General features: G+C 64.4%; 18 protein-coding genes and 1 pseudogene (1 of these 19 running past the window's edge). 12 read left to right on the plus strand and 7 right to left on the minus strand.

Features of this window, described 5'->3' with window-relative positions; translation table 11 throughout:
- Positions 1 to 44: 44 nt before the first annotated feature.
- Genes EYQ35_04050 through EYQ35_04075 form a run of 6 tightly spaced genes read left to right on the plus strand, consistent with a single transcriptional unit; the run spans position 45 to position 4,799 of the window.
- Entirely contained in the window at positions 45 to 470 is a 426-nt protein-coding gene (locus EYQ35_04050; protein ID HIF63315.1) for a hypothetical protein, read from the plus strand.
- A complete protein-coding gene (locus EYQ35_04055; protein ID HIF63316.1) occupies positions 467 to 1,417 on the plus strand; it encodes a hypothetical protein in 951 nt (316 codons plus the stop codon). The genes EYQ35_04050 and EYQ35_04055 overlap by 4 nt, the downstream gene beginning before the upstream one ends.
- Positions 1,414 to 2,451, plus strand: coding sequence for a potassium channel protein (locus EYQ35_04060; GenBank protein HIF63317.1), 1,038 nt, complete (start codon positions 1,414 to 1,416; stop codon positions 2,449 to 2,451). Before EYQ35_04055 ends, EYQ35_04060 begins: the two co-directional genes overlap by 4 nt.
- Positions 2,452 to 2,458: 7 nt before the next feature.
- Complete coding sequence (locus EYQ35_04065) at positions 2,459 to 3,280, plus strand: PD-(D/E)XK nuclease family protein (protein ID HIF63318.1); 822 nt, start codon at positions 2,459 to 2,461, stop codon at positions 3,278 to 3,280.
- 37 nt (positions 3,281 to 3,317) lie between these two features.
- Positions 3,318 to 3,890, plus strand: a complete 573-nt coding sequence (locus tag EYQ35_04070) for a carboxymuconolactone decarboxylase family protein (protein HIF63319.1) — start codon at positions 3,318 to 3,320, stop codon at positions 3,888 to 3,890.
- 6 nt (positions 3,891 to 3,896) lie between these two features.
- A complete protein-coding gene (locus EYQ35_04075) occupies positions 3,897 to 4,799 on the plus strand; it encodes an MBL fold metallo-hydrolase (protein HIF63320.1) in 903 nt (300 codons plus the stop codon).
- A 12-nt stretch (positions 4,800 to 4,811) separates the two neighbouring features.
- Here the strand turns inward: EYQ35_04075 and EYQ35_04080 are convergent, their stop codons facing one another.
- Complete coding sequence (locus tag EYQ35_04080) at positions 4,812 to 5,360, minus strand: nuclear transport factor 2 family protein (GenBank protein ID HIF63321.1); 549 nt, start codon at positions 5,358 to 5,360, stop codon at positions 4,812 to 4,814.
- A gap of 349 nt (positions 5,361 to 5,709) precedes the next feature.
- Between EYQ35_04080 and gorA the strand changes: the two genes are divergently transcribed.
- Positions 5,710 to 7,065: a glutathione-disulfide reductase gene (gorA, locus tag EYQ35_04085; GenBank protein HIF63322.1), complete on the plus strand. Its 1,356-nt coding sequence runs from the start codon at positions 5,710 to 5,712 to the stop codon at positions 7,063 to 7,065.
- 20 nt (positions 7,066 to 7,085) lie between these two features.
- On the opposite strand, the gene apaG is transcribed toward gorA, so the two are convergent.
- A complete protein-coding gene (gene apaG / locus EYQ35_04090) occupies positions 7,086 to 7,469 on the minus strand; it encodes a Co2+/Mg2+ efflux protein ApaG (protein HIF63323.1) in 384 nt (127 codons plus the stop codon).
- Between the two features lie 152 nt (positions 7,470 to 7,621).
- Between apaG and EYQ35_04095 the strand changes: the two genes are divergently transcribed.
- The 3 genes from EYQ35_04095 (at position 7,622) to EYQ35_04105 (ending at position 12,744) form a co-directional block, all read left to right on the plus strand.
- A complete protein-coding gene (locus tag EYQ35_04095; GenBank protein ID HIF63324.1) occupies positions 7,622 to 9,763 on the plus strand; it encodes a molybdopterin oxidoreductase family protein in 2,142 nt (713 codons plus the stop codon).
- Positions 9,764 to 10,146: 383 nt separating this feature from the next.
- Positions 10,147 to 10,704, plus strand: a complete 558-nt coding sequence (locus EYQ35_04100; GenBank protein ID HIF63325.1) for a hypothetical protein — start codon at positions 10,147 to 10,149, stop codon at positions 10,702 to 10,704.
- A gap of 48 nt (positions 10,705 to 10,752) precedes the next feature.
- On the plus strand, positions 10,753 to 12,744 hold the full coding sequence (locus tag EYQ35_04105) for an ABC transporter ATP-binding protein (protein ID HIF63326.1): 1,992 nt from the start codon (positions 10,753 to 10,755) through the stop codon (positions 12,742 to 12,744).
- Between the two features lie 11 nt (positions 12,745 to 12,755).
- Here EYQ35_04105 and EYQ35_04110 read toward each other — a convergent pair whose 3' ends face one another.
- From EYQ35_04110 to thiC, 3 genes are read right to left on the minus strand one after another with little or no spacing between them, the layout of a single operon-like run.
- The gene (locus tag EYQ35_04110; GenBank protein ID HIF63327.1) at positions 12,756 to 13,517 is read right to left on the minus strand and encodes an SDR family oxidoreductase; all 762 of its coding nucleotides are present in this window, start codon (positions 13,515 to 13,517) and stop codon (positions 12,756 to 12,758) included.
- Between the two features lie 26 nt (positions 13,518 to 13,543).
- Positions 13,544 to 14,119 carry a DUF2889 domain-containing protein gene (locus EYQ35_04115; protein HIF63328.1) on the minus strand — a complete coding sequence of 192 codons (576 nt, stop codon included), beginning with the start codon at positions 14,117 to 14,119 and terminating at the stop codon, positions 13,544 to 13,546.
- A 57-nt stretch (positions 14,120 to 14,176) separates the two neighbouring features.
- Positions 14,177 to 15,781, minus strand: a complete 1,605-nt coding sequence (gene thiC, locus EYQ35_04120; protein ID HIF63329.1) for a phosphomethylpyrimidine synthase ThiC — start codon at positions 15,779 to 15,781, stop codon at positions 14,177 to 14,179.
- Between the two features lie 146 nt (positions 15,782 to 15,927).
- On the opposite strand from thiC, the gene xth reads away from it, so the two are divergent.
- Entirely contained in the window at positions 15,928 to 16,737 is an 810-nt protein-coding gene (gene xth / locus EYQ35_04125; GenBank protein HIF63330.1) for an exodeoxyribonuclease III, read from the plus strand.
- On the opposite strand, the gene EYQ35_04130 is transcribed toward xth, so the two are convergent.
- Entirely contained in the window at positions 16,734 to 17,066 is a 333-nt protein-coding gene (locus EYQ35_04130) for a hypothetical protein (protein HIF63331.1), read from the minus strand. The genes xth and EYQ35_04130 overlap by 4 nt on opposite strands.
- 127 nt (positions 17,067 to 17,193) lie before the next feature.
- Between EYQ35_04130 and EYQ35_04135 the strand changes: the two genes are divergently transcribed.
- Positions 17,194 to 18,789 carry an amidase gene (locus tag EYQ35_04135; GenBank protein ID HIF63332.1) on the plus strand — a complete coding sequence of 532 codons (1,596 nt, stop codon included), beginning with the start codon at positions 17,194 to 17,196 and terminating at the stop codon, positions 18,787 to 18,789.
- Between the two features lies 1 nt (position 18,790).
- Here the strand turns inward: EYQ35_04135 and EYQ35_04140 are convergent.
- A pseudogene (locus tag EYQ35_04140) lies at positions 18,791 to 19,443 on the minus strand (phosphoenolpyruvate carboxykinase (GTP)); it runs 1,126 nt beyond the window's last position.

Below are 19,443 nucleotides of genomic sequence, written 5' to 3' on the forward strand. Positions count from 1 at the left end.
AGCGGGGCGTGGATTCGTAGCCCTACCGGTGACATAACCACGCTGTGAGTACTCGCAGGCCTAGCTTCGTGTTGGCGCTCGTCGTGGTGGCGTTGTCGGCCACCGTTCTTGAGCTGGGTCGCTTGGCGCTGGGCGGCCCGGCCGACTACTCGCAGACCCTTTTCGGTTGGCGCTTCAGCGGTAACGTGGCCGGCCTCGTGTTGCTGGTTCACCTGGCGGTGTGGTTGCCCGGCGCCTGGGGGCTATGGACCCGCCGTGCCTGGGCCAGGTGGCTGGCCATGGCTTACCTGGGATACCTGCTGGGCTGTTTCATGATCTGGGGTGTCCGCGACGTCCGCCAACTTGGCGCGGGTTGGGCACTGGCCTGGCACGCGGCACTGGTGCCGAGTGCGACCTTCGCAGTAGGCTTTCTCTGGCAGGGGGCCCGTTATTTTGAATCCGGTGCTGTCGTCGAAGAGGCGCAGCAGTGAGCCTGCCAGCGTGGAGGTCAGCTGCCGGAGAACTCGCGGCGTCGGCATATGCGCGCAGGTTGGGATTGGCGGCCGGGGGCGGGCTCGGGGATGCAGCGGCCATGGAGCAGGCAGCAACCGGTGGCGATTGCGTCGGGCTTGCGTGGACGGTCGATAACACCAACACCGGCGGTCGCCTGCACGGTGGTGCCGTGGCGTCGGTGATGATGGCTGCGGCACCGCTGGCCCTCGCCGCGGGTGACGGCGACGGCAGTGGCGGCCAGGGCGGCTCCGCATCCTGGCTGCCGGCCGCGGTGTCGTTGCGTTTTCTCGAGCCGGTGCGCAGCGGGGGCCAATTGACAGGCCGTGCGCGCGTACTCAGGCGTGGCAGGACCCTGGCCTTCATCGAGGCCGAGGCTGTTGCTGCTGGCGGTTCGCGCGTGGGGGTGGCGATGATTACCCTGCACAGGGTAGCCGGCCGCGCGACCGCCGGCCCGTCGCTTCTCGAAAAGCCCAGTGGCCCTGCGGGGGCGACCTGGCCGCGCGTCGGTCAACGCGCCCCGTCGGCTTACACGCATGGACTGGGCATGGAGGTGGAAACAATAGGCAGCCACGGAGCGGCCGTGAAAGCTCCGCTCGCGCCCAACGAGGGCAGGGCCGGGTGTTTTGACGAGGGTGCGATCGTCGGCTTGCTCGACACCTGCGGGGCGATCGCGGCTTACACTACTTCTATCGATGGCGGCCGCGGTGCTTCGTCAACACTGGGCCTCGACCTGTCTTTCATCACGCCGCTGGTGGGCGACTGCCGGGCGGTGTCACGCGCGCTCGGGCGCAGTGGTGAGGTCGCGACCGGTTGCGTTGAAGCGAGCATGGTGGGCCGCCACGCCGTGGCTGGCGACCGCAACGGCGTGGCCGTGGTGGGAACGATTACTTACCGGCTGCAATCCGACGGAGAGCTGAAGTCGTGAAGCATCGTCGCGGGGACGGCTATTCACGGTCGCGTCTCGCCATGGGTGAGGGTGGCTTCCCGTTCGCGGTCACTCTTGCCGCCATATGCACGCTCACTGCCGGTGGCACGGCGGGGTTCATGTACATCGAGGACATGGGCTGGATCGATTCGCTGTACATGACGGTGATCACGCTTTCGACGGTTGGTTTCGGCGAAGTCCAGGAGCTGAGCCAGGCCGGTCGCCTGTTTACCGTCGTGCTGATCGTGTTCGGCATAGGCGTGGTACTTACCATAATAGGGGCCTGGGCTCGCGCTTTACTCGAGGGTGAACTGCAGGCCTACTTTGGAATGCGGAGGACGCAGAGAATGCTGCGAGATTTGAAAGATCACTACATCGTATGTGGCTACGGTCGTTTTGGCCGCCGCCTGGTGGCCGAGCTCGAACAGCGGGGCGTGAGCTTCGTGGTCATCGAGCGAGACAAGCCGTTGCCCGAGGGGATGCTTGGGATAAATGACGACGCCACGCGCGAGGAAGTACTCGAGCAGGCGGGTGTAGCGCGCGCCCGTGGTTTGTTGACAACCTTTCCGTCTGACGCCGACAATCTCTACGTCACGCTCACTGGCCGCGAGATGAACCCCGACCTGTTCATCGTGGCCAGGTGCGAGAACGACGCCAACGAGGCTCGCCTCAAGCGTGCTGGAGCCACGCGCACGGTGTCGCCCTACAGCATCGCCGGTCATCGCATGGCGCAGGCGGCGTTGCATCCGCGGGTACTCGATTTTGTCGACGTGCTCACCTCGCCCAGCGATCGCAAGGTGGGAATGGCCGAGGTGGCCATTGCGATGGGGTCGCTGTGCGACGGTGTCACTCTCGGGGACGCCGACCTGCGTTCTCGCTTCGGGGTGCACGTGGTCGCGGTTGCGAGCGGTGGCGGTGATATGGAGTTCAACGTATCAACCGACCGCTTGCTCGAACAGGGCGATACCTTGCTGGCCATAGGCGATGAGAAATCCATAGACCTGCTTGCTTCCGCCACCGGCTCCGAGCAGTGAAGGTGTCATGTCGTCTCCCAGCCTGACCGCGGGCACCGCCTTGGCGGGGCCCTACAGCTTTTCACGCGTGAACCAGTTCACGCAGTGCGCTCGTCGGTTTCGCTATCGTTATCTCGATGGTGTCAAGGAGGCCTTCCAGTCGGTTGAGGGCTTCATGGGCAGCCGCGTGCACGATGCCGCCGAGTGGCTGTTCAACGAGCGCGTAGGTGGCCGCGAGCGCTCGTCCGAAGATGCGGTGGAGTGGTACTGCCGTCGCTGGGACAAGATGCTCGCTGACCACGTGCCGCCGATTCGCGTTATCAAGGCCAACGACAACATGGAGTACTACCGCCGCGAAGGGGCGAGGATTCTCAGCTCCTGGCACGCTACGCGCTTCTCTGTCGACCAGATGAAGACAATCGGTTGCGAGTACCACTTTGAAATAGAGCTGGCCAACGGCAGGTTCTTCCAAGGCTTCATCGATCGCCTGGCCAGGGACGACGAGGGTCGACTGCACATCATCGACTACAAGACCGGCAAGCGCGTCCCGACTCGATTTGAGGGCAAGGAGGCCGAGCAGTTGCGTGCGTACGCACTGGCGATGTTTCGCGAGACCGACGACGACGAGGTCGAGCTGGTGCTCGATTTTCTCAAGCGCGGGCGCGTCCTGCGCGCGGTGGTACGCCGGGAGGAAGCCGACGAGATAGAATCGGGGCTGGTGCAGAAAATCGCGGCCATCGAAGCGGCGACGGTTTTCCCGCCCGACCCCGGCGTGCTGTGCAACTGGTGCGGTTACAACGACCTGTGCGACGCGGCCTCGGCGGGCCTGTTCAGGACCCGGGCTTCCTGATAGCTGTCTTCTTTCCGGGCCGACAAAGGAGAGCACATTGGCTAGACTTGATTACCCCGACCTCGACGCGCTTGACGAGCAGACCACCCGGCGCCTGAACGCGCTCGGCCGGCCGCTCAATATTTTCCGCATGCTGGCGTGGTCGCCGGACCTGCTGGCGGGTTTCCAGGATATGGGCGCGGTGGTACTCGGGGGCCTCGAGCTCGATGCCTCGCTGAGGGAGATAGCCATACTGCGCGTGGCCCGCGTGGCCGGTGCCGGTTACGAGTGGGCCCAGCACGTTCCCATGGGCATGGCCTGCGGCGTGACCCAGGCCCAGGTGGACGCTCTCGAGCAGGGCGAGGCCGACTCCGACGCGTTTTCGGAAGTGGAGCGTGACGTCATCGCAGCGGCAGATGAGCTGTTGGCTGACGCCCGCCTCGGGGACGCAACCCTGGAAAAACTTCGCGCCGCTCTCGGTGATCGCCAGGTGGTAGAGCTGTTGGTGGCCGTGGGCTTCTACACCATGGTGAGTCGTTTTCTCGAGAGTACCGGCGTGGAGCTCGAGGATGGCGGCGTGCCCGGCCCCGATGAACAGCGGCGCGTGATGGATCGCGTCGGCGAAGCCTGAGTCGTCGTGGAGCGGCTCGGCCTGGGTGAGCGGGGTGACCTCCACCTGCTCGGCGGATCGCGCGGTGGCAAGTACCCATCGGGCAACTCGCTGCTGCTCGAAGACGACTTGTGCCTGGTCGTAGACCCGTCGCTCGACGTGGCCGAGGCGGGCGCGTCGGTCACGAGCCGCAAGGTCGACCTGGTCATCAACAGCCACGCGCACGAGGATCACTTTGCCGGCAACTCCGTCTTTGAAGACGCCGAGCTTTTGCTGCACGAGAAGGAGGCCCCGCTCATGGCCTCTCTGGACGCGCTCATGGCCGGTTACGGCATGGACGAGGAGTTCGACACGCTGTGGCGGCAGGTAACGGTAGACAAGTTCAACTTTCGCCCGCGCCCGGACGCGCGCTCAGCAGTGGACGGCGAGGTTATCGACACCGGCCGTAACCGTGTGCACCTGCTGCACACGCCCGGCCACACGGGCGGGCACCTGGTAGTTCGTTTTGAGCCTGACGACATAGTCTTCGTGGGCGATCTCGATCTGACCGCCTTCGGGCCTTATTACGCCGACGCCTCTGCGAGTCTGGACGACACGGTTGCTTCGCTCGAGATGCTGCGTGACATGGCTCCCGGGTTGCGGGCCTTCGTGAGTTTCCATGAAGCGGGCGTCATAGAAGACGATCTCGTTGGTGCCGTTGACCGTTACCTGGCCGTGGTCGATCATCGCGACCGGCGCTTGCTCGAGTTGAGCGAAGAGCCGCGCAGCCTCGGAGAGATCGCGCGTGAGTGCGTGGTGTACGGCAAGCGCTACGAGCACATACCCTGGCAGCCCTTCGTCGAGCGCGTGATGATGGAACGGCACGCCGAGCGCTTGATCGCACGCGGCGAGTTAACCAGGGAAGAAGACGGCCGCTTTCGCCGCGTATGAACCAGGGAGCGGCTACCCGTCCGCGAGTTCGAGCAGCAGCCCGGCTGGATCCCACCAGGACATCAAGGCGCGGATCTTACCGTCGTCGTTGAACTCTAATACGTCGATGCCTTCGCAGCCGGCTTCGCCCGACTCCGCGGTGGCAGTACCGGTCCAGTATACGGCCGCGCCGGCCCTGCTCTGCAGCACCCGCTCGGGACGCCGTTGGTAGGATGAGAACGGCCCGGTGAACTGCTTCCACAATTCGGCTATGGCCGCGTGGCCCTCGGCCGCTGGCGAGTCGACGGGGTCGTGCACCACCGCGTCGGTGGCAAACAGGTCGAGCCAGGCGGCGAGGTCGCGCGAGGCCTGGGCCTTGTAGAGCAGGGCTATTGTGCGAGTGATGGTGGGGTCTTCGAGAGTTGTATCCACAGGCTCTGCCTGCCCGCAGATGGCTGCCGATTCAAGCCGAGCTATCACTTGGCCGCCTTTTTTGCGGGCTCCGGCAGCTGGCCTCCCGGCAAAGCCGCGTGTTTGGCGGGCGTTTCGCCAACGTGGAAAAATACGATAAGAAACATGCACTTAGGGAGAACCATCCACCTGGGGGGGCAGCCCTCGGCGGCCTCCACCCCGGGCTCGCCGAACAGCGCTCTGCTAAATCGCGGGCAAGCAGAGCCTGCTCGGGGGTCGGTGCGAAATAGACTGGGATTCGCTCTGCAAGTGGTGCAATCTTGAGTCACTGCCATTCTCCTTCACACGACCTACGGCAGGGGGAGCCTCACTTCGGAGAGGCTCCCTTTTTTTTGGCCTTCCCTGTGGCTGAATAATACAGCAAAAACAAAATAAAGGGCGGGCGCGGCAGGTCGAGGGGGCATAGCTGTCGGCCCCCTGGCTTGTGTACCGCGGCTGACCCGTCTAGCACGGCAGTGTTATGGCTCAATCAAATCCTGATCTTCTCGTCATCGGCGGCGGCAGCGGTGGATTGGCCACGGCCAAGCGGGCGGCGTCTTACGGCGCGCGCGTGCTATTGGTCGAAGGCGACCGCCTGGGCGGCACCTGCGTCATACGCGGCTGCATTCCCAAGAAGCTGATGTTCTTTGCGGCCTCGTACGCCCACTCGGCCCATGACGCGGCCGCTTATGGTTGGCGATCCAGCGGCCCGGCCGAGCTCGACTGGCCGGCACTGGTGGCCGCTCGCAACGCCGAGGTAGGCAGACTCGAGGGCCTGCACGAGCGCTTGCTGGCCGAGGCCGGCGTGGAGTTGCTGCACGGCAGGGCCAGTCTTTGCGGTCCGGGCAGCGTGCAGGTCGATGGCCGCGAGATAAAGGCGGACAAGGTGCTGCTCGCTACCGGCAGCCGGCCCGCGCTGCCCACGCTGCCGGGCGTGGAGCACGCGATTACCAGCGATGGGTTTTTTGAACTCGCCGAGCAGCCGGCGAGAGCCGTGGTGGTCGGTGCCGGCTACATAGCCGTTGAGCTGGCCGGCGTACTATCGGCGCTCGGTACCCACACCTCGCTTGTCTACCGGCGTGGGCTGCCACTTCGCGGCTTCGATGAAGACATCCGCGCCGAACTGGCCGAGCGCATGGATGATTCGGGCATAAAACTCTGTGCGAACAGCGTGGTCGAGGGCATAGAACACGGCGATGGCGGGCTGGCCGTGCAGTTGAAAAGCGGCGACCAGGCGTCGGAGATCACGAGCGACGTGGTCATTTATGCAACCGGGCGTAAGCCCAACACCGAGGGCCTGGGCCTCGAAGCGGTCGGCGTGGCCACGGGCCCGCAGGGGCAGGTGCTGGTGGACGAGGCCTTGCGTAGCAACGTTGAGGGGGTGTTTGCCGTGGGCGATCTCACCGGGCGCGTGATGCTGACACCGGTGGCCATACAGGAAGGTCGCGCGCTGGCCGACCGCGAGTTCGGCGGCAAGGACAGCGTGATGGACTACGAGGGCATACCCACGGCGGTGTTCAGCGAGCCGCCCATAGCCACCGTGGGTCTGAGCGAAGAACAGGCGCGCGAACGGTGGGGCGAAAACGGCGTGCGCACCTTCAGCACGCGCTTCAATCCGCTGCTGCACTCGCTCACCGGTCGCCGCTCGCCGGTGTTCATGAAGCTGGTCGTGCGCAAAAGCGACGACACGGTGGTGGGATGTCACATGACCGGACCCGACGCGCCCGAGATCATACAGGGCGTAGCCGTTGCCATGAAGGCCGGCGCCACCAAGGCCCAGTTTGACGCCACGGTGGGCATTCACCCGAGCAGCGCCGAAGAACTCGTCACTCTCTGAAGGGGATCACGCTCCTTCGATCAGTGCAGGGTGCGCGGCATGTTCAGCTCGAAGCGGGGTATGGTCACCCGGAAGGTCTCGCCATCCTCGCCTATCATGCCGTAGCTGCCCTGCATGCTGCCGTCGGGGCAACCCAGTATCGCACCGCTGCTGTACTCGTGCTCTTCGCCTGGTTCGAGCACCGGCTGTTCCCCGACCACGCCTGGGCCTTCCACTTCGCGCACCGAGCCGTCCTGCTCGCTGATAACCCAGTGGCGGTCGAGCAGTTGCACGCTGCGCTCTGACTGGTTGCCAATAGTGATGTGGTAGGCAAACACGTAGCGATCCCGGGCCGGGTCGGACTGTTGAGCAATGTAGGCAACCCGTACCGCAATTTCGATTCCTTTTGTGATTTCACTGCGCACGCTTTCTTTTAGCAGCAGCCGCCGGTCGTGCGCAATTGGGATCGTGCAGCGGTGGCCGACACGGACCCCGTTCCGCGGCCCCCGTGGTCGACGCGGGCCCCCTGGGAAACGACGCTGTTCCGTGGGCAACGCCGCTGTGGCAAGCTGCCCCCATGCCGCTACATCATCGTGCCTGCAACCTGTGTGAAGCCTGCTGTGGAATCCTCGTGGAGACCGAGCAGGACCGTGTCGTAAAAATCGAGGGAGACCAGAACGACCCCTTGTCGCGGGGCTACATATGTCCCAAGGTATTTGCGCTCGTCGACCTGCACGAAGACCCCGATCGCCTGCGTCGTCCGGTGATTCGCGAGGGGGACAGCTGGCGGGAAGTGGAGTGGGACGAGGCCTTTCGTGTCGCCGCGCAGGGATTGCACGCGGTGCAGAAAACCGGCGGCCGCGACACTCTGGCCACCTACTTCGGTAACCCCACGGTACACAACCTGCCGGCCCAGTTGTCGGCCGGCATGCTCATACGCACGCTGGACAGCCAGGTGCGTTTCAGCGCGTCGACGGTCGACCAGTTCCCCCACATGTTGGCGGCCCAGCAGGTATTCGGTGGCCAGTTGACCATCGCAGTCCCCGACGTCGACCGCTGCCGAATGCTGATCATTATGGGCGCCAACCCGCTGGCCTCGAACGGTAGCTTCATGACCGCCCCTGGCATCCGTGGCCGCCTGCGGGCCATACAGAAACGCGGCGGCAAGGTGGTCGTCATCGACCCGCGCCGCACCGAGACCGCGCGCCTGGCCGATCGCCACCTGTTCATACGACCATCCACCGACCCGCTGTTGCTGCTGGCCATGCTCAACGTCATTTTTGCCGAGGGCCTGGTTGCGCCCGGCGCGGCCGACGGGCTGATCGACGGCGCTGAGCTCATCGAACAGCACGCCGCGAACTACACCCCCGAAGCAGTGGAGCTGCTAACGGGAATTGCCGCGGCCGACATCCGCGAGCTCGTCAAGGATTTTACCGACGAGCCGGCGGCGGCCGTGTACCCCCGCATCGGCACCTGCCTGCAGCCCTACGGCACGCTGGTCAGCGTGCTGTCCCTTGCCGTTAACCTGCTCACGGGCAAGGTCGACCGGGAAGGCGGCCTGATGTTTCCCCACGCAGCGATACCCAACCGTTCGCGTGGCAGGTACGGTCGCTGGAAGTCGCGGGTGCGCGGCATGGCCGAGTTCGCCGGCGAGATCCCGGCGGCCACCATGGCCGAAGAAATGGATACGCCTGGTGAAGGGCAGTTGCGTGGCCTGGTCACGATGGCCGGCAACCCGGCATTGTCTACGCCCAACGGTCGGCGACTGGAGGGCGCGCTGGAGGGGCTCGATTTTATGGTCAGTCTCGACCCCGCGCTCAACGAGACCACCAGGTTTGCCAACGTGATACTGCCGCCGAGAAGTTCGCTCATGAATCCGCAGTACAGCCTGGCCTTTCACCAACTGGCCGTGCGCGACACTGCTCGTTTCAGCCGGCCGGTTTTTGAGGCCGCCGATGGCGACCTGAGCGAGTGGGAAATCAGCCGTGGCTTGCTGTCCGAGCTCGTCCGGCTGCGTAACGAAGACGCCGCCGCTTCCGGCAGCGAGCCCGAGGCCGACCCCGCCCAGGCCATGTCGGCAACGGTGACCGAGGTGGTCGACATGATGCTCGCCGGTGGTGAGCACGGGCTGACGGTTGAGAAACTCTCGGAGCATCCCTCGGGGCTGGACCTGGGTGCGCTCAAGACCGGTGGCCTGGCGCGGGTCGTGCTTCACGACGACGGACGCGTCAAGCTGGCCGGGGACATGGTCGAGGGAGAGCTCGAACGCCTGGCCGCCGACTTTGCCCAGGGAAGGGTGGGGCAGGTGACTGAGCCCGACGCCGAGGGCAACGGCATGTTGCTGGTTGGCCGACGGCACCTGCGGTCGAACAACTCCTGGATGCACAACTGTCCGAGCCTGGCCGAGGGCAAGCCCCGCTGCACGGCGCTGATCAATCCGGCTGATGCCTCGCGCCTGGACCTGGCGGATGGGCAGCTGGTTAGCGTTCAGAGCCGCGTGGGCCGGGTGGATATTCCGGTGGAGCTGAGCGACGAGATTATGGTCGGCGTGGTAAGCATTCCCCACGGCTGGGGGCACGATCGCCCCGGAACCCGCATGAAGGTGGCGGCAGAAGTCGGTGGCGTGTCGGTAAATGACCTTACCGACGAGGCCCAGACCGAGGGCCTGACGGGCAACGCGGTGCTCAACGGCGTGCCTGTAACCGTGGCTGCGGCCTGAGAAAGCGGTCCACGCGGCAGCCGGGCGAGTAATTTTGGGAGCGATCGGGGGGGCGTGTCACGGTGGCTGTGCATTGCGCGCATAAAGTTGGCCGCCAACCGAAATATCTCTTGCCCTGCCGTCGCAGGGTGGTATCGTTGTCTTGCGGACGGGGCGCATCGATCGGAGCCCCGGAACTGCATCTAGAGCCGTCCTACTGAGGCGGTTCATAAACGGGGGCGCAATAAGCACCCTTGCTCCGGGGACAAGGTGAAGACCCTTGTTTCCGGAGTCGTTTTTTGGGCTTCTTTTCGCGTTTCTTCACCCGGCTCTACGACCTTTCCTGGCGGGATAACCCGGTTTCCCCTTGCAAGGCAGCGGCGTCGCTTTATGCTGTAGCCGTTATGAAAGTTATTACAGCTGGCCCGCGCCGGGCAATTTATCTTGTCGTCCCTGCACTGCTCTGCGCCCTGGCGCTACCTGCCGCTGCCGCCGACGTGGTGGTGGACCACTGCGGACAGCTGGTCGAAGCCGGCGACACGGGCTGGCTGCTCGAGGATCTGGACTGTAGTGAGGTATCCACCGAGGGAGTCGTGCTGTCGGATCGGTCCAGGCTGCGTCTGGATGGCTTCAGCATTATCGGCAACTCTGAAACCCTCACTCCCCGGCAGGGAGTGCGCTGCCTTTACGGAAGCAGCTGCAGCGTGCTGGGGCCGGGCGAGATCAGCGGTTTTTCGGCCGCCGGCGTTGCCGGCACCCGCGTGCGTGTGCGCGACCTGCGCATCGTGGGCAACGGCAGGTCGGGCGTCGCTGCTTACCGGCGGGTGGTTGCCCGCTCGGTAGAGATCGAGCAGAACGCGCTCACCGGTAGTCACGCCGGCTTGCACGCCGGTCGAAGGGTACGGGTGCGCGACTCGGTACTGGGCGAACATCCGGCGGGGGCCACGCTTACCGGCAACTGATATCCCGGCTGGCGCTTTCTCGCGCTACCCGCCGCTGCGTTTACTACCGTGTCACTTGTAACAGCCGAAGACCTGGAGATCGGGTTCGGGGGTCGCCGACTCCTCGACGGCGTTGACCTGCGCATCGGCGAGGAAGACAGGATCGGCCTTGTTGGCCGCAACGGTACGGGCAAGTCGACGCTCATGCGGGTGTTGGCCCGACGCGTCGAACCCGATGGTGGCAGTATACGCTTTGCCCGTGCCGCGCGCTCGGGTTACCTGCCCCAGGAAATCGAGATCGAGGGCGGCAGCACGCTGATCGATTCGGTGCTCGACTCGGTGCCGGGACGCAGCGAAGTCGAGCAGATGCTGGCCGGAGTGGAAGAGGAACTGACGACCGCTACCGAGGAGCAAGTGCAGCTCGACCTCTCCCAGAAACTCGTTGACCTGCACGACGAGCTCGCCCACTTTGAAGCCCATTTTTCGCGACACGAGGCCGTCCGAATACTGGCCGGCCTGGGGTTCGCGGAGGCCGACCTCGAACGCGACCTGTCGGAATTCAGCGGTGGCTGGAAGATGCGCGCGGTGCTCGCCGGCCTGCTCTACCAGAAGCCTGACCTGTTGCTGCTCGACGAGCCGACCAACCACCTCGACGTTCCCTCGGTGGCTTGGCTGGGTGGCTTCCTGGCGCGCTGGAAGGGAGCGATGGTGCTGGTGTGCCACGATCGCGAGTTTCTCAACGAGCAGATCAACCGAGTAGTGTCCTACGAGATCGAAGGACTGCGCCAGTACACCGGTAACTACGAGCGTTACCTCCTTCTCCGGGCTGAGGAACGCGAGGTGCTTGAGCGTAGAGCGACCAACATCGCCCGTGAACGCGAGCAGGCCGAGCGTTTTATCAATCGCTTCAGGGCCCAGGCCAACAAGGCGAGGGCCGTGCAGAGCCGCGTGAAAATGCTCGAGAAGATGGACGAGGTGATCAGGCTGCGCGAGGGTGGCACGCTTTCGTTTCGTTTTCCGGCTTGCGCTCGTGCCGGAGGCACGGTGCTGGCGGTAGAAGACCTCAGCCATTCATACGGTGATCTCAAGGTGCTGAGCGACCTCAACCTGCAGGTGCGCCGCGGCGACCGCGTGGCCATCGTCGGGCCCAATGGTGCGGGCAAGACGACGCTGCTTAAGATCCTCGCGGGCGAGCTTGATCCCAGCACCGGGTCGGTGCGCAGCGGTACCAACGTGACCGCGGGTTACTACGCCCAGCACGTGACCGATAAGTTGCATCCTTCGGCCACCGTCCTCGACGAGGTCTACCGCGCAAGTTCAGGCGATGACATGGTAGCGGTGCGCAACGTGCTCGGCACGTTTTTCTTTTCGGGAGACGACGTCGACAAGAAAATCGGTGTACTCAGCGGCGGCGAGAAAGCGCGCGTGGCGTTGGCCCGCATGATGGTCAACCCCGGCAACCTCCTGCTCATGGACGAACCCACCAACCATCTCGACCTCGGCTCGGCCGAAGCCCTCGCCGAGGCAATGGCTACCTTTGGCGGCACAATGATTTTTGTTAGTCACAACCGCGCTTTCGTAAACCGCCTGGCCACGCGCATCTGGGATATCGAAGCCGGGCATCTCGAGGAGTACCCGGGGAAGCTCAAGGACTACATGGAGCGTTTTCGCTATCGCTCGCTTGACGAAGAGGAAGACGCCGGCGCTTCACAGCAGCCGCGAAACGGGAAGGCCGCTGGCAAGCAGGGGAGTGGCAAAAAAACTCCCGGCAGAAAAACGGCGGTCGCCGCTGAAAAGGCGGCTCCGACAGGGCCTTCGGTGAGTCGAAACGAGGCCCGTCGTTTGCAGCGCGAGAGCGAGCGCCTCGAAAAGCGCATCTCGGAACTCGAGAAGGAGCAGGCCGAGCGCGGGCAGCGACTGTCCGATCCCGACGTGTACGGCAACGATGACTACCAGGAGCTCCTGGGCAAGTGGCAGGCAACCCAGGAAAAACTCGAAGATCTCATGGGTCGCTGGGAGCGGAACCAGCGGCAGCTCGGCGACACCGGCAGTCCCGGCTGACAGCTGCCCGCTCAGGTGTGGATGTACTGGCCGCCGTCTACGCGTAACACCTTGCCGGTGATCCAATCTCCGTCGCTTGAGGCCAGGAAAGCCACCATGCGGCCTATGTCGTCGGGCTGGCCGATGCGGCCGAGCGCGATGCTCGCCAGCGCGGCTTCGCCGTGGGTGTTTACCACCGCGTCGCCCATGGCCGATTTCACCAGGCCAGGAGCCACGACGTTGACCCTGATTCCCGAAGAGGCGACCTCTTTTGCCAGCGTCAGGGTCAGCGCGTTGACGCCGGCCTTGGCCACGTTGTAGGGAGACCCGAAGGGCATGAGGTTATCGGCAGCTATCGACGAGATCGCCGTTATCGAACCGCCGCCAGCTTTCTCGATGTAGGGCACCGCGGTTCTCAGCGTGTAGAACACGCCGTCAAGGTTGGTGTCGAGCACCTTGCGCCAGTAGCGTGGCTCGACCTGCGACACCGGGGCCACGCCCGAGGGCAGGCCGGCGTTGGCCACTACGGTGTCGAGTCCGCCGAGGAATTCGTTGGCCCGGGCAAACGCGTCTTCAACCTGCTCGAGGTCACTCGCGTCGCTCTTGAGGGCCAGCGCCCGTCCGCCGAGCGCTTCTATCTCGGCCACCGCCGAGGCGGCTTCTTCTTCAGCGCGACGATAAGTGATGACCAGCGAAGCCCCGCAGCCGGCCAGTGCCAGCGCGATTCCCCGGCCTATTCCCCGCGAGCCGCCGGTAACGAGCGCGCGATATCCAATGAGATCAGCCAATGTCAGCTCTCCTTTTCAGCGGGTGTCCGCGCTCAGTCTTCGCCGCGGGCGTCATCTATGTTTTTCGTCGGCATGTCCTGCTCGAGCATCCGCAGGGGGGTGGCTTTTTCTTCTACCAGCTTTCGGTTGGCCGTGCTGTAGCTGAAGCAGGTGTCGCGCATGCCGGGCACGTTGTTGAGAACGAAATCGTGGCGGCGCAGGGGCACGTCTTCTCGTTCGCGTTCCTCTCGCGACTGCGAGGTGAACAGGCGCACGAAATGCAGCTGGTAGGCGGCCTGGGCGATCTCTACCAGCAGCTCCGATACGCGGTGGCACCCGCCCGAACCGCCAACGGCCTTGCGCGCTTCCAGCGTAAAGCCGCGCGCGACCTTCATCCCCACCAGGCGTTCGATGTTGGGGTGGGTCATGTTGCAGACCTCGGTGAAGGGTCCGTTGCGCACCTCGCTGCGGGCGGCGACTATCTCCAGCGAAGGATGCAGGATCTCCACCTCGGCTCGAACGTCGTGTACCTCGTCGCGCAAGGAGGCCGTTATGAGAAAGCGATCTCCCTCGATGGGAAAAATGCTCACGTTCTTGTTGCGGTGATAGATAGCGCTGCGTGTCGGCATCGCTATTGTTTAGCGGGGTGGCCTACCCGAAAAAAGCAGCTTCCCAGCCCTGCCGCTTCAGGCCGCGCTGCGGCGCGTCCGCCTGTACTCGTCGGCTTTTTCCTGGAGGCCGTGGTCGAGCGCGTCGTTTTCACTGTAGCCGTGCTCGGCTGCGTAGCGTCGCACGTCTTCGGTGATGCGCATCGAGCAGAACCTGGGTCCGCACATCGAGCAGAAGTGCGCCTCTTTTGCCGCCGCTGCCGGCATGGTCGCGTCGTGGTAAGAGCGCGCCGTGGGTGGGTCGAGCGACAGGTTGAACTGGTCTTCCCAGCGGAACTCGTAACGCGCCTTCGAAAGAGCATCGTCTCTCAGTCGCGCGCCGGGGTGCCCCTTGGCAACGTCGGCCGCGTGCGCGGCTATGCGGTAGGTCACCACGCCCTGGCGCACGTCGTCGAGGTCGGGCAGGCCAAGGTGCTCCTTGGGCGTAACGTAGCAGAGCATCGCGCAGCCCAGTTGGGCGATCATCGCCGCGCCTATGGCAGAGGTTATGTGGTCGTAGCCGGGCGCGATGTCGGTGGTCAGCGGTCCGAGGGTGTAGAACGGCGCTCCGTGGCAGACGGCCGCCTGTCGCTCCATGTTCTCGGCCACCAGGTGCATCGGAACGTGGCCGGGGCCTTCGACCATCACCTGTACGTCGTGTTCCCAGGCCTTGAGGGTCAGTTCGCCCAGGGTGTCGAGCTCGGCAAACTGCGCCTCGTCGTTGGCGTCAGCGAGGCTGCCCGGCCTGAGTCCGTCGCCCAGCGAGAAGGCGACGTCATACTTTTTCATGACCTCGCAGATGTCTTCAAAATGGGTGTAGAGAAAGTTCTCGCGGTGGTGGGCCAGGCACCAGCCAGCCATTATCGCGCCGCCCCTCGAGACTATGCCCGTCACCCGTGCAGCCGTCATGGGGACGTAGGCGAGGAGCACGCCCGCGTGAATGGTGAAGTAGTCTACGCCCTGCTCGGCCTGCTCGACCAGTGTTTCGATGAACACGTCGATGTTAAGTTTTTCGGGTAGACCGTTAACTTTTTCCAGCGCCTGGTAGATGGGCACGGTGCCTATGGGCACCGGCGAGTTGCGTACTATCGCCTCTCGCGTGGCGTGTATGTCGGGCCCGGTCGACAGGTCCATGACAGTGTCGGCACCCCAGCGCGTGGACCAGCGGAGCTTGTCCACCTCGGTTTCGATGTCCGACACGACCGCCGAGTTGCCGATGTTGGCGTTGATCTTCACGAGGAAGTCGCGCCCTATGATCATGGGCTCGAGCTCGGGGTGGTTTACGTTGGCGGGGATGATGGCCTGGCCCGAGGCAACGCGCTCGCGCACGAACTCGGCAGTCACGCCCTCGCGTTGGGCGACGAAGCGCATCTCTTCGGTCACGTGGCCTTGGCGAGCCCAGTGCATCTGGCTCATGTTGCCGTCGCCGCCTTGTTGCCTTCGGCTCGCGGTCCACTCGGCGCGCTTGTGCGGCAAGCCCTGCTCGGCGCTGAAACCCTGCGGCCCGGTGGTGTCGTAAATTTCTACGGGCGGGTTGTCGCCGGTCTGGGTTATCTCGCGGTGCGGTACGGCGAGGTCGCCGGCGTGCACTTTCTGCGAGCGGGGAAACGTTTCTTCGAGTCCAGGAAGCTTATTTTCGGCCATGATGCTGGGGGATGAAACAACGCGCCCGACGTGGTGTCAATGGAAACGACCGGCCGTGCGACTTGGTGTGTCCGCGGGCCACCGCTATACCTGTCGGCCGGTCGTGCAGGCCGGTCCTTCGGGCCGGGCCCGACCACTGTTGGATCATGCGCATAGTTTCTTGGAACGTTAACGGTATTCGCGCGGCCGCGCGGAAGGGCTTCCTCGGGTGGCTCGAACGCAGCCGGCCCGACGTAGTGTGCCTGCAGGAAACAAAGGCCCTGCCCGAGCAGGTGCCTGACGACGTGCTGCTCGCCATCTCGTCGCTGGGCTACCATCTCGATTGGCACTCGGCCGAGCGCAAAGGCTACAGCGGCGTGGCGACCTTCAGCCTCGAAAAACCCTTGTTCGTCACCCGCGGGCTCGGGTTTGAGCGCAACGAGGGGCGGATTCTTGTCACCGAGCACGGCGCGGTCACGGTTTACAATGTCTACTTTCCCAACGGCCGGCAGACCCCCAAGGGGCCAGACCCCGATCGCCTGGGTTTCAAGATGGAGTTTTACGCCGCGCTGCTCGAGGTGGTCGACGAAGAACGCGAGCAGGGTAAGAACGTGGTCGTGTCGGGCGACTGGAACACGGCGCATACCGAGGTCGACCTGGCCCGCCCGAAACAGAACGAGACGGTGACTGGTTTTCTACCCGAGGAACGCCGGGCGTTGCAGGACTGGTTTGATCGCGGATACGTCGACACCTTTCGCGCCCTCAATCCCGCGTCGGCTTATGAAGGCAAACAAGCGCACGAGCGAGATTATTCCTGGTGGAGTTATCGCGCGGGTGCGCGTGATCGCAACGTTGGGTGGCGCATCGACTACCACGTTGTCGATGCGGGGCTGGCTTCGCGTGTAAAGTCGGCGCTCATCCACGCCGAAGTCATGGGCTCAGACCACTGTCCCATCGAGTTGGAGCTGGACGTTTAGAAACCGCCGCGGCCCACGCGCCGGGGATGTTGCGACAGGTGAATCGTGGGCGGCCACCTGCGCCGGTGTCGCGGAGTGGAGTTGCTGTGGAAGAGCAGGGCCCGGATTCCGCCGCAGGTGCCGACGATTGTAGCCACCAGCAGCACGAAGGCGATGCTGGTGGGTACGGCGCGCAGTATGGTCTGCAGCAAGGTGAGGGCGAGCAGGCAGATCGCGAGTCCGAACACCAGGTAGCCCAGCACGGTAGCCACAGGGCCCCCACCGGGTTCGTCCGGTCGTTGATCAGGCACCAGGCTGGTATCCCAGCCAGCTCTATTTACCGTAACCATTGCTCCAACCGTCGTACCGAACTGTCCCACCCTGATGGGCCACCTGCTTCTCCTGGTAGGCAAGCATACAACCGGCCCCGCATTCTAACCTCACTTGGGGGCTGATTACCAAGCTGATAACCCGTTTATGGCAAAAAACAGGTACAGAAAGTTAAGAATTGGGCTGTTTCCGCACTTGGCTCGCAATTTTGCACGATTCTCACCCGAGCGCTTTGTTCCCCCCCTGAGCGGGGGGTTCCGGGTTCTACAGCATGACAGCGCGTACTCGACACAACACGGGCGGCAGGTGAAAACCCAGTCCATGAGCGACTTGATGGACCTTTCGGCTGTTGAACTTGCGGCACTGGTAAGGGCCGGCGACGCTTCGCCCAGCGATTGCGTGGAGGCAGCGCTGGCGCGTATCGACGAGCGCAACGAGTCGCTCAACGCTTTCGTGCACGTCTGCGCCGAGCGTGCGTTGGGTGATGCGCGTGACCTGGAAAAACGCATGGCCGATGGCGAGCGAACGCTTCCGCTGGCCGGCGTTCCCCTGGGCGTCAAGGATCTCGAAGAGGTGGCCGGACTTCCCTGCACCTACGGCTCGGTGCCCCTGCGCGACAACGTGGCCAAACGCGACTCGGTGCAGGTGGAACGCCTGCGCGCAGCCGGTGCGATCGTGGTGGGCAAGACCAACACGCCCGAGTTCGGTTACACGGGCTTTACCAGGAACCGTGTGTTTGGCACCACGCGCAACCCGTGGAACACCGAGCGCACGCCGGGTGGATCGAGCGGAGGGTCGGCGGCCGCACTCGTCGGCCGCATGGTACCGCTGGTCACGGCTTCCGACGGGGGAGGGTCCACGAGGATACCCGCTTGCTACACCGGCGCGTTCGGCATCAAGCCGAGCTTCGGCCGCATACCGCTGGGGCCACTCGACGGTGGCAGCGCGCAGTGGGCCGACACCATTCACCTCGGTCCCATAACCCGCAGTACGGCCGACGCGGCGGCGTTCATCGACGCCTCCTGCGGTTATCATCCCGCCGACGCCAACTCGCTGCCGCACCCGCGATTTTCTTATCTCGAGAGCATCGATGATCTGCCGACAGGGTTACGAGTGGGCTTCAGCCGTGACCTCGGCTACGCGCGGGTGCAGAAAGACGTGCTGCGCGAAGTCGAAGGCAGCGTGGCCGAGCTGGCGGCGCTGGGATTCGAAATAGAAGAGCTGGATCTGAAGTTGCCCGACCTCGGCAACGACTGGGCCATGATGGCCGGAGCCGAGACCTTCGGCGTGGTGGCGCCGCTGGTCGAAGGCCACGAGGAAGAGCTGGGCCGGGGTTTCTGGCAGGGCCTGCAGTTTGCTTCGCGGCTCGACCCGGCCGGCATCGCGCGCATACAGCGGCAGCGCGCTGAGCTCAACGCGGCGCTTGGTGCCCTGTTCGAAGACTATGATCTGCTGGTAACGCCGCAGTTGCCGACCGAGGCTTTTGCGGCTTCGGGGCCGCCGCCTTCGGGCGTCGACGGTCGGGATTTTGACGCGCCCATGCACGCGGTGGCTTTTACCTACCCGTTTAACATGTCGGGGCATCCGGCGGCCAGCCTGCGTGCCGGCATGACCGACGCGGGCTTACCTGCGGGCCTGCAGCTGGTGGCCGAGCGTCATCGTGACGAGCTGGTCTTGCAGACGGCACGGGCACTGGAGTTGTCCCGGCCCGCGGCCGACTGGCCGGCCTTTCCGTTCTCCTGAGCTAGAGTCCGAGTCGTTCAGCCAGCGCTCGGTGCTGTTCCCAGATTTTCTCGGGCAGGCGATCACCGAACTTTTCGTAGAAGGCTTTCTGGTCCTCTACCTCGGCCTGCCATGACTCACGGTCAATGTGCAGCAGGTCGGCCATCGTTTCTTCGTCGACGTTGTCCAGGCCGTCGATGTCAATCGCGCCCTCGGCCGGCACCCAGCCGACCGCTGTCTTCACCGCCTCGGCTGCCCCCAGGCAGCGCTCGCGTATCCAGCGCAGCACGCGGAGGTTCTCGCCGAAGCCCGGCCATATGAATCGCCCGCCGTCGTCCTGGCGAAACCAGTTCACATGGAAGATAGCGGGCAGCTTGTCTGACTTCGCACCCAGCGACAGCCAGTGGGCAAAATAGTCGGCCATGTTGTAACCGCAGAAAGGTATCATCGCCATTGGGTCGCGCCTGACGACGCCGACCGCGCCCGTGGCCGCTGCCGTTGTTTCCGAGGCGACCGCCGATCCAACGTAAACGCCGTGCTCCCAGTCGAAGGCTTCGAATACCAGGGGAGCCGTTTTCGCCCGCCGACCACCGAAGATGAAGGCCGAAATCGGCACGCCGCGCGGTGATTCCCAGTCCTCCGATATGCAGGGACACTGAGAGGCGGGCGCGGTGA

Source organism: Candidatus Binatota bacterium (assembly GCA_012960245.1).
Taxonomy (GTDB): Bacteria; Desulfobacterota; Binatia; order UBA1149; family UBA1149; genus UBA1149.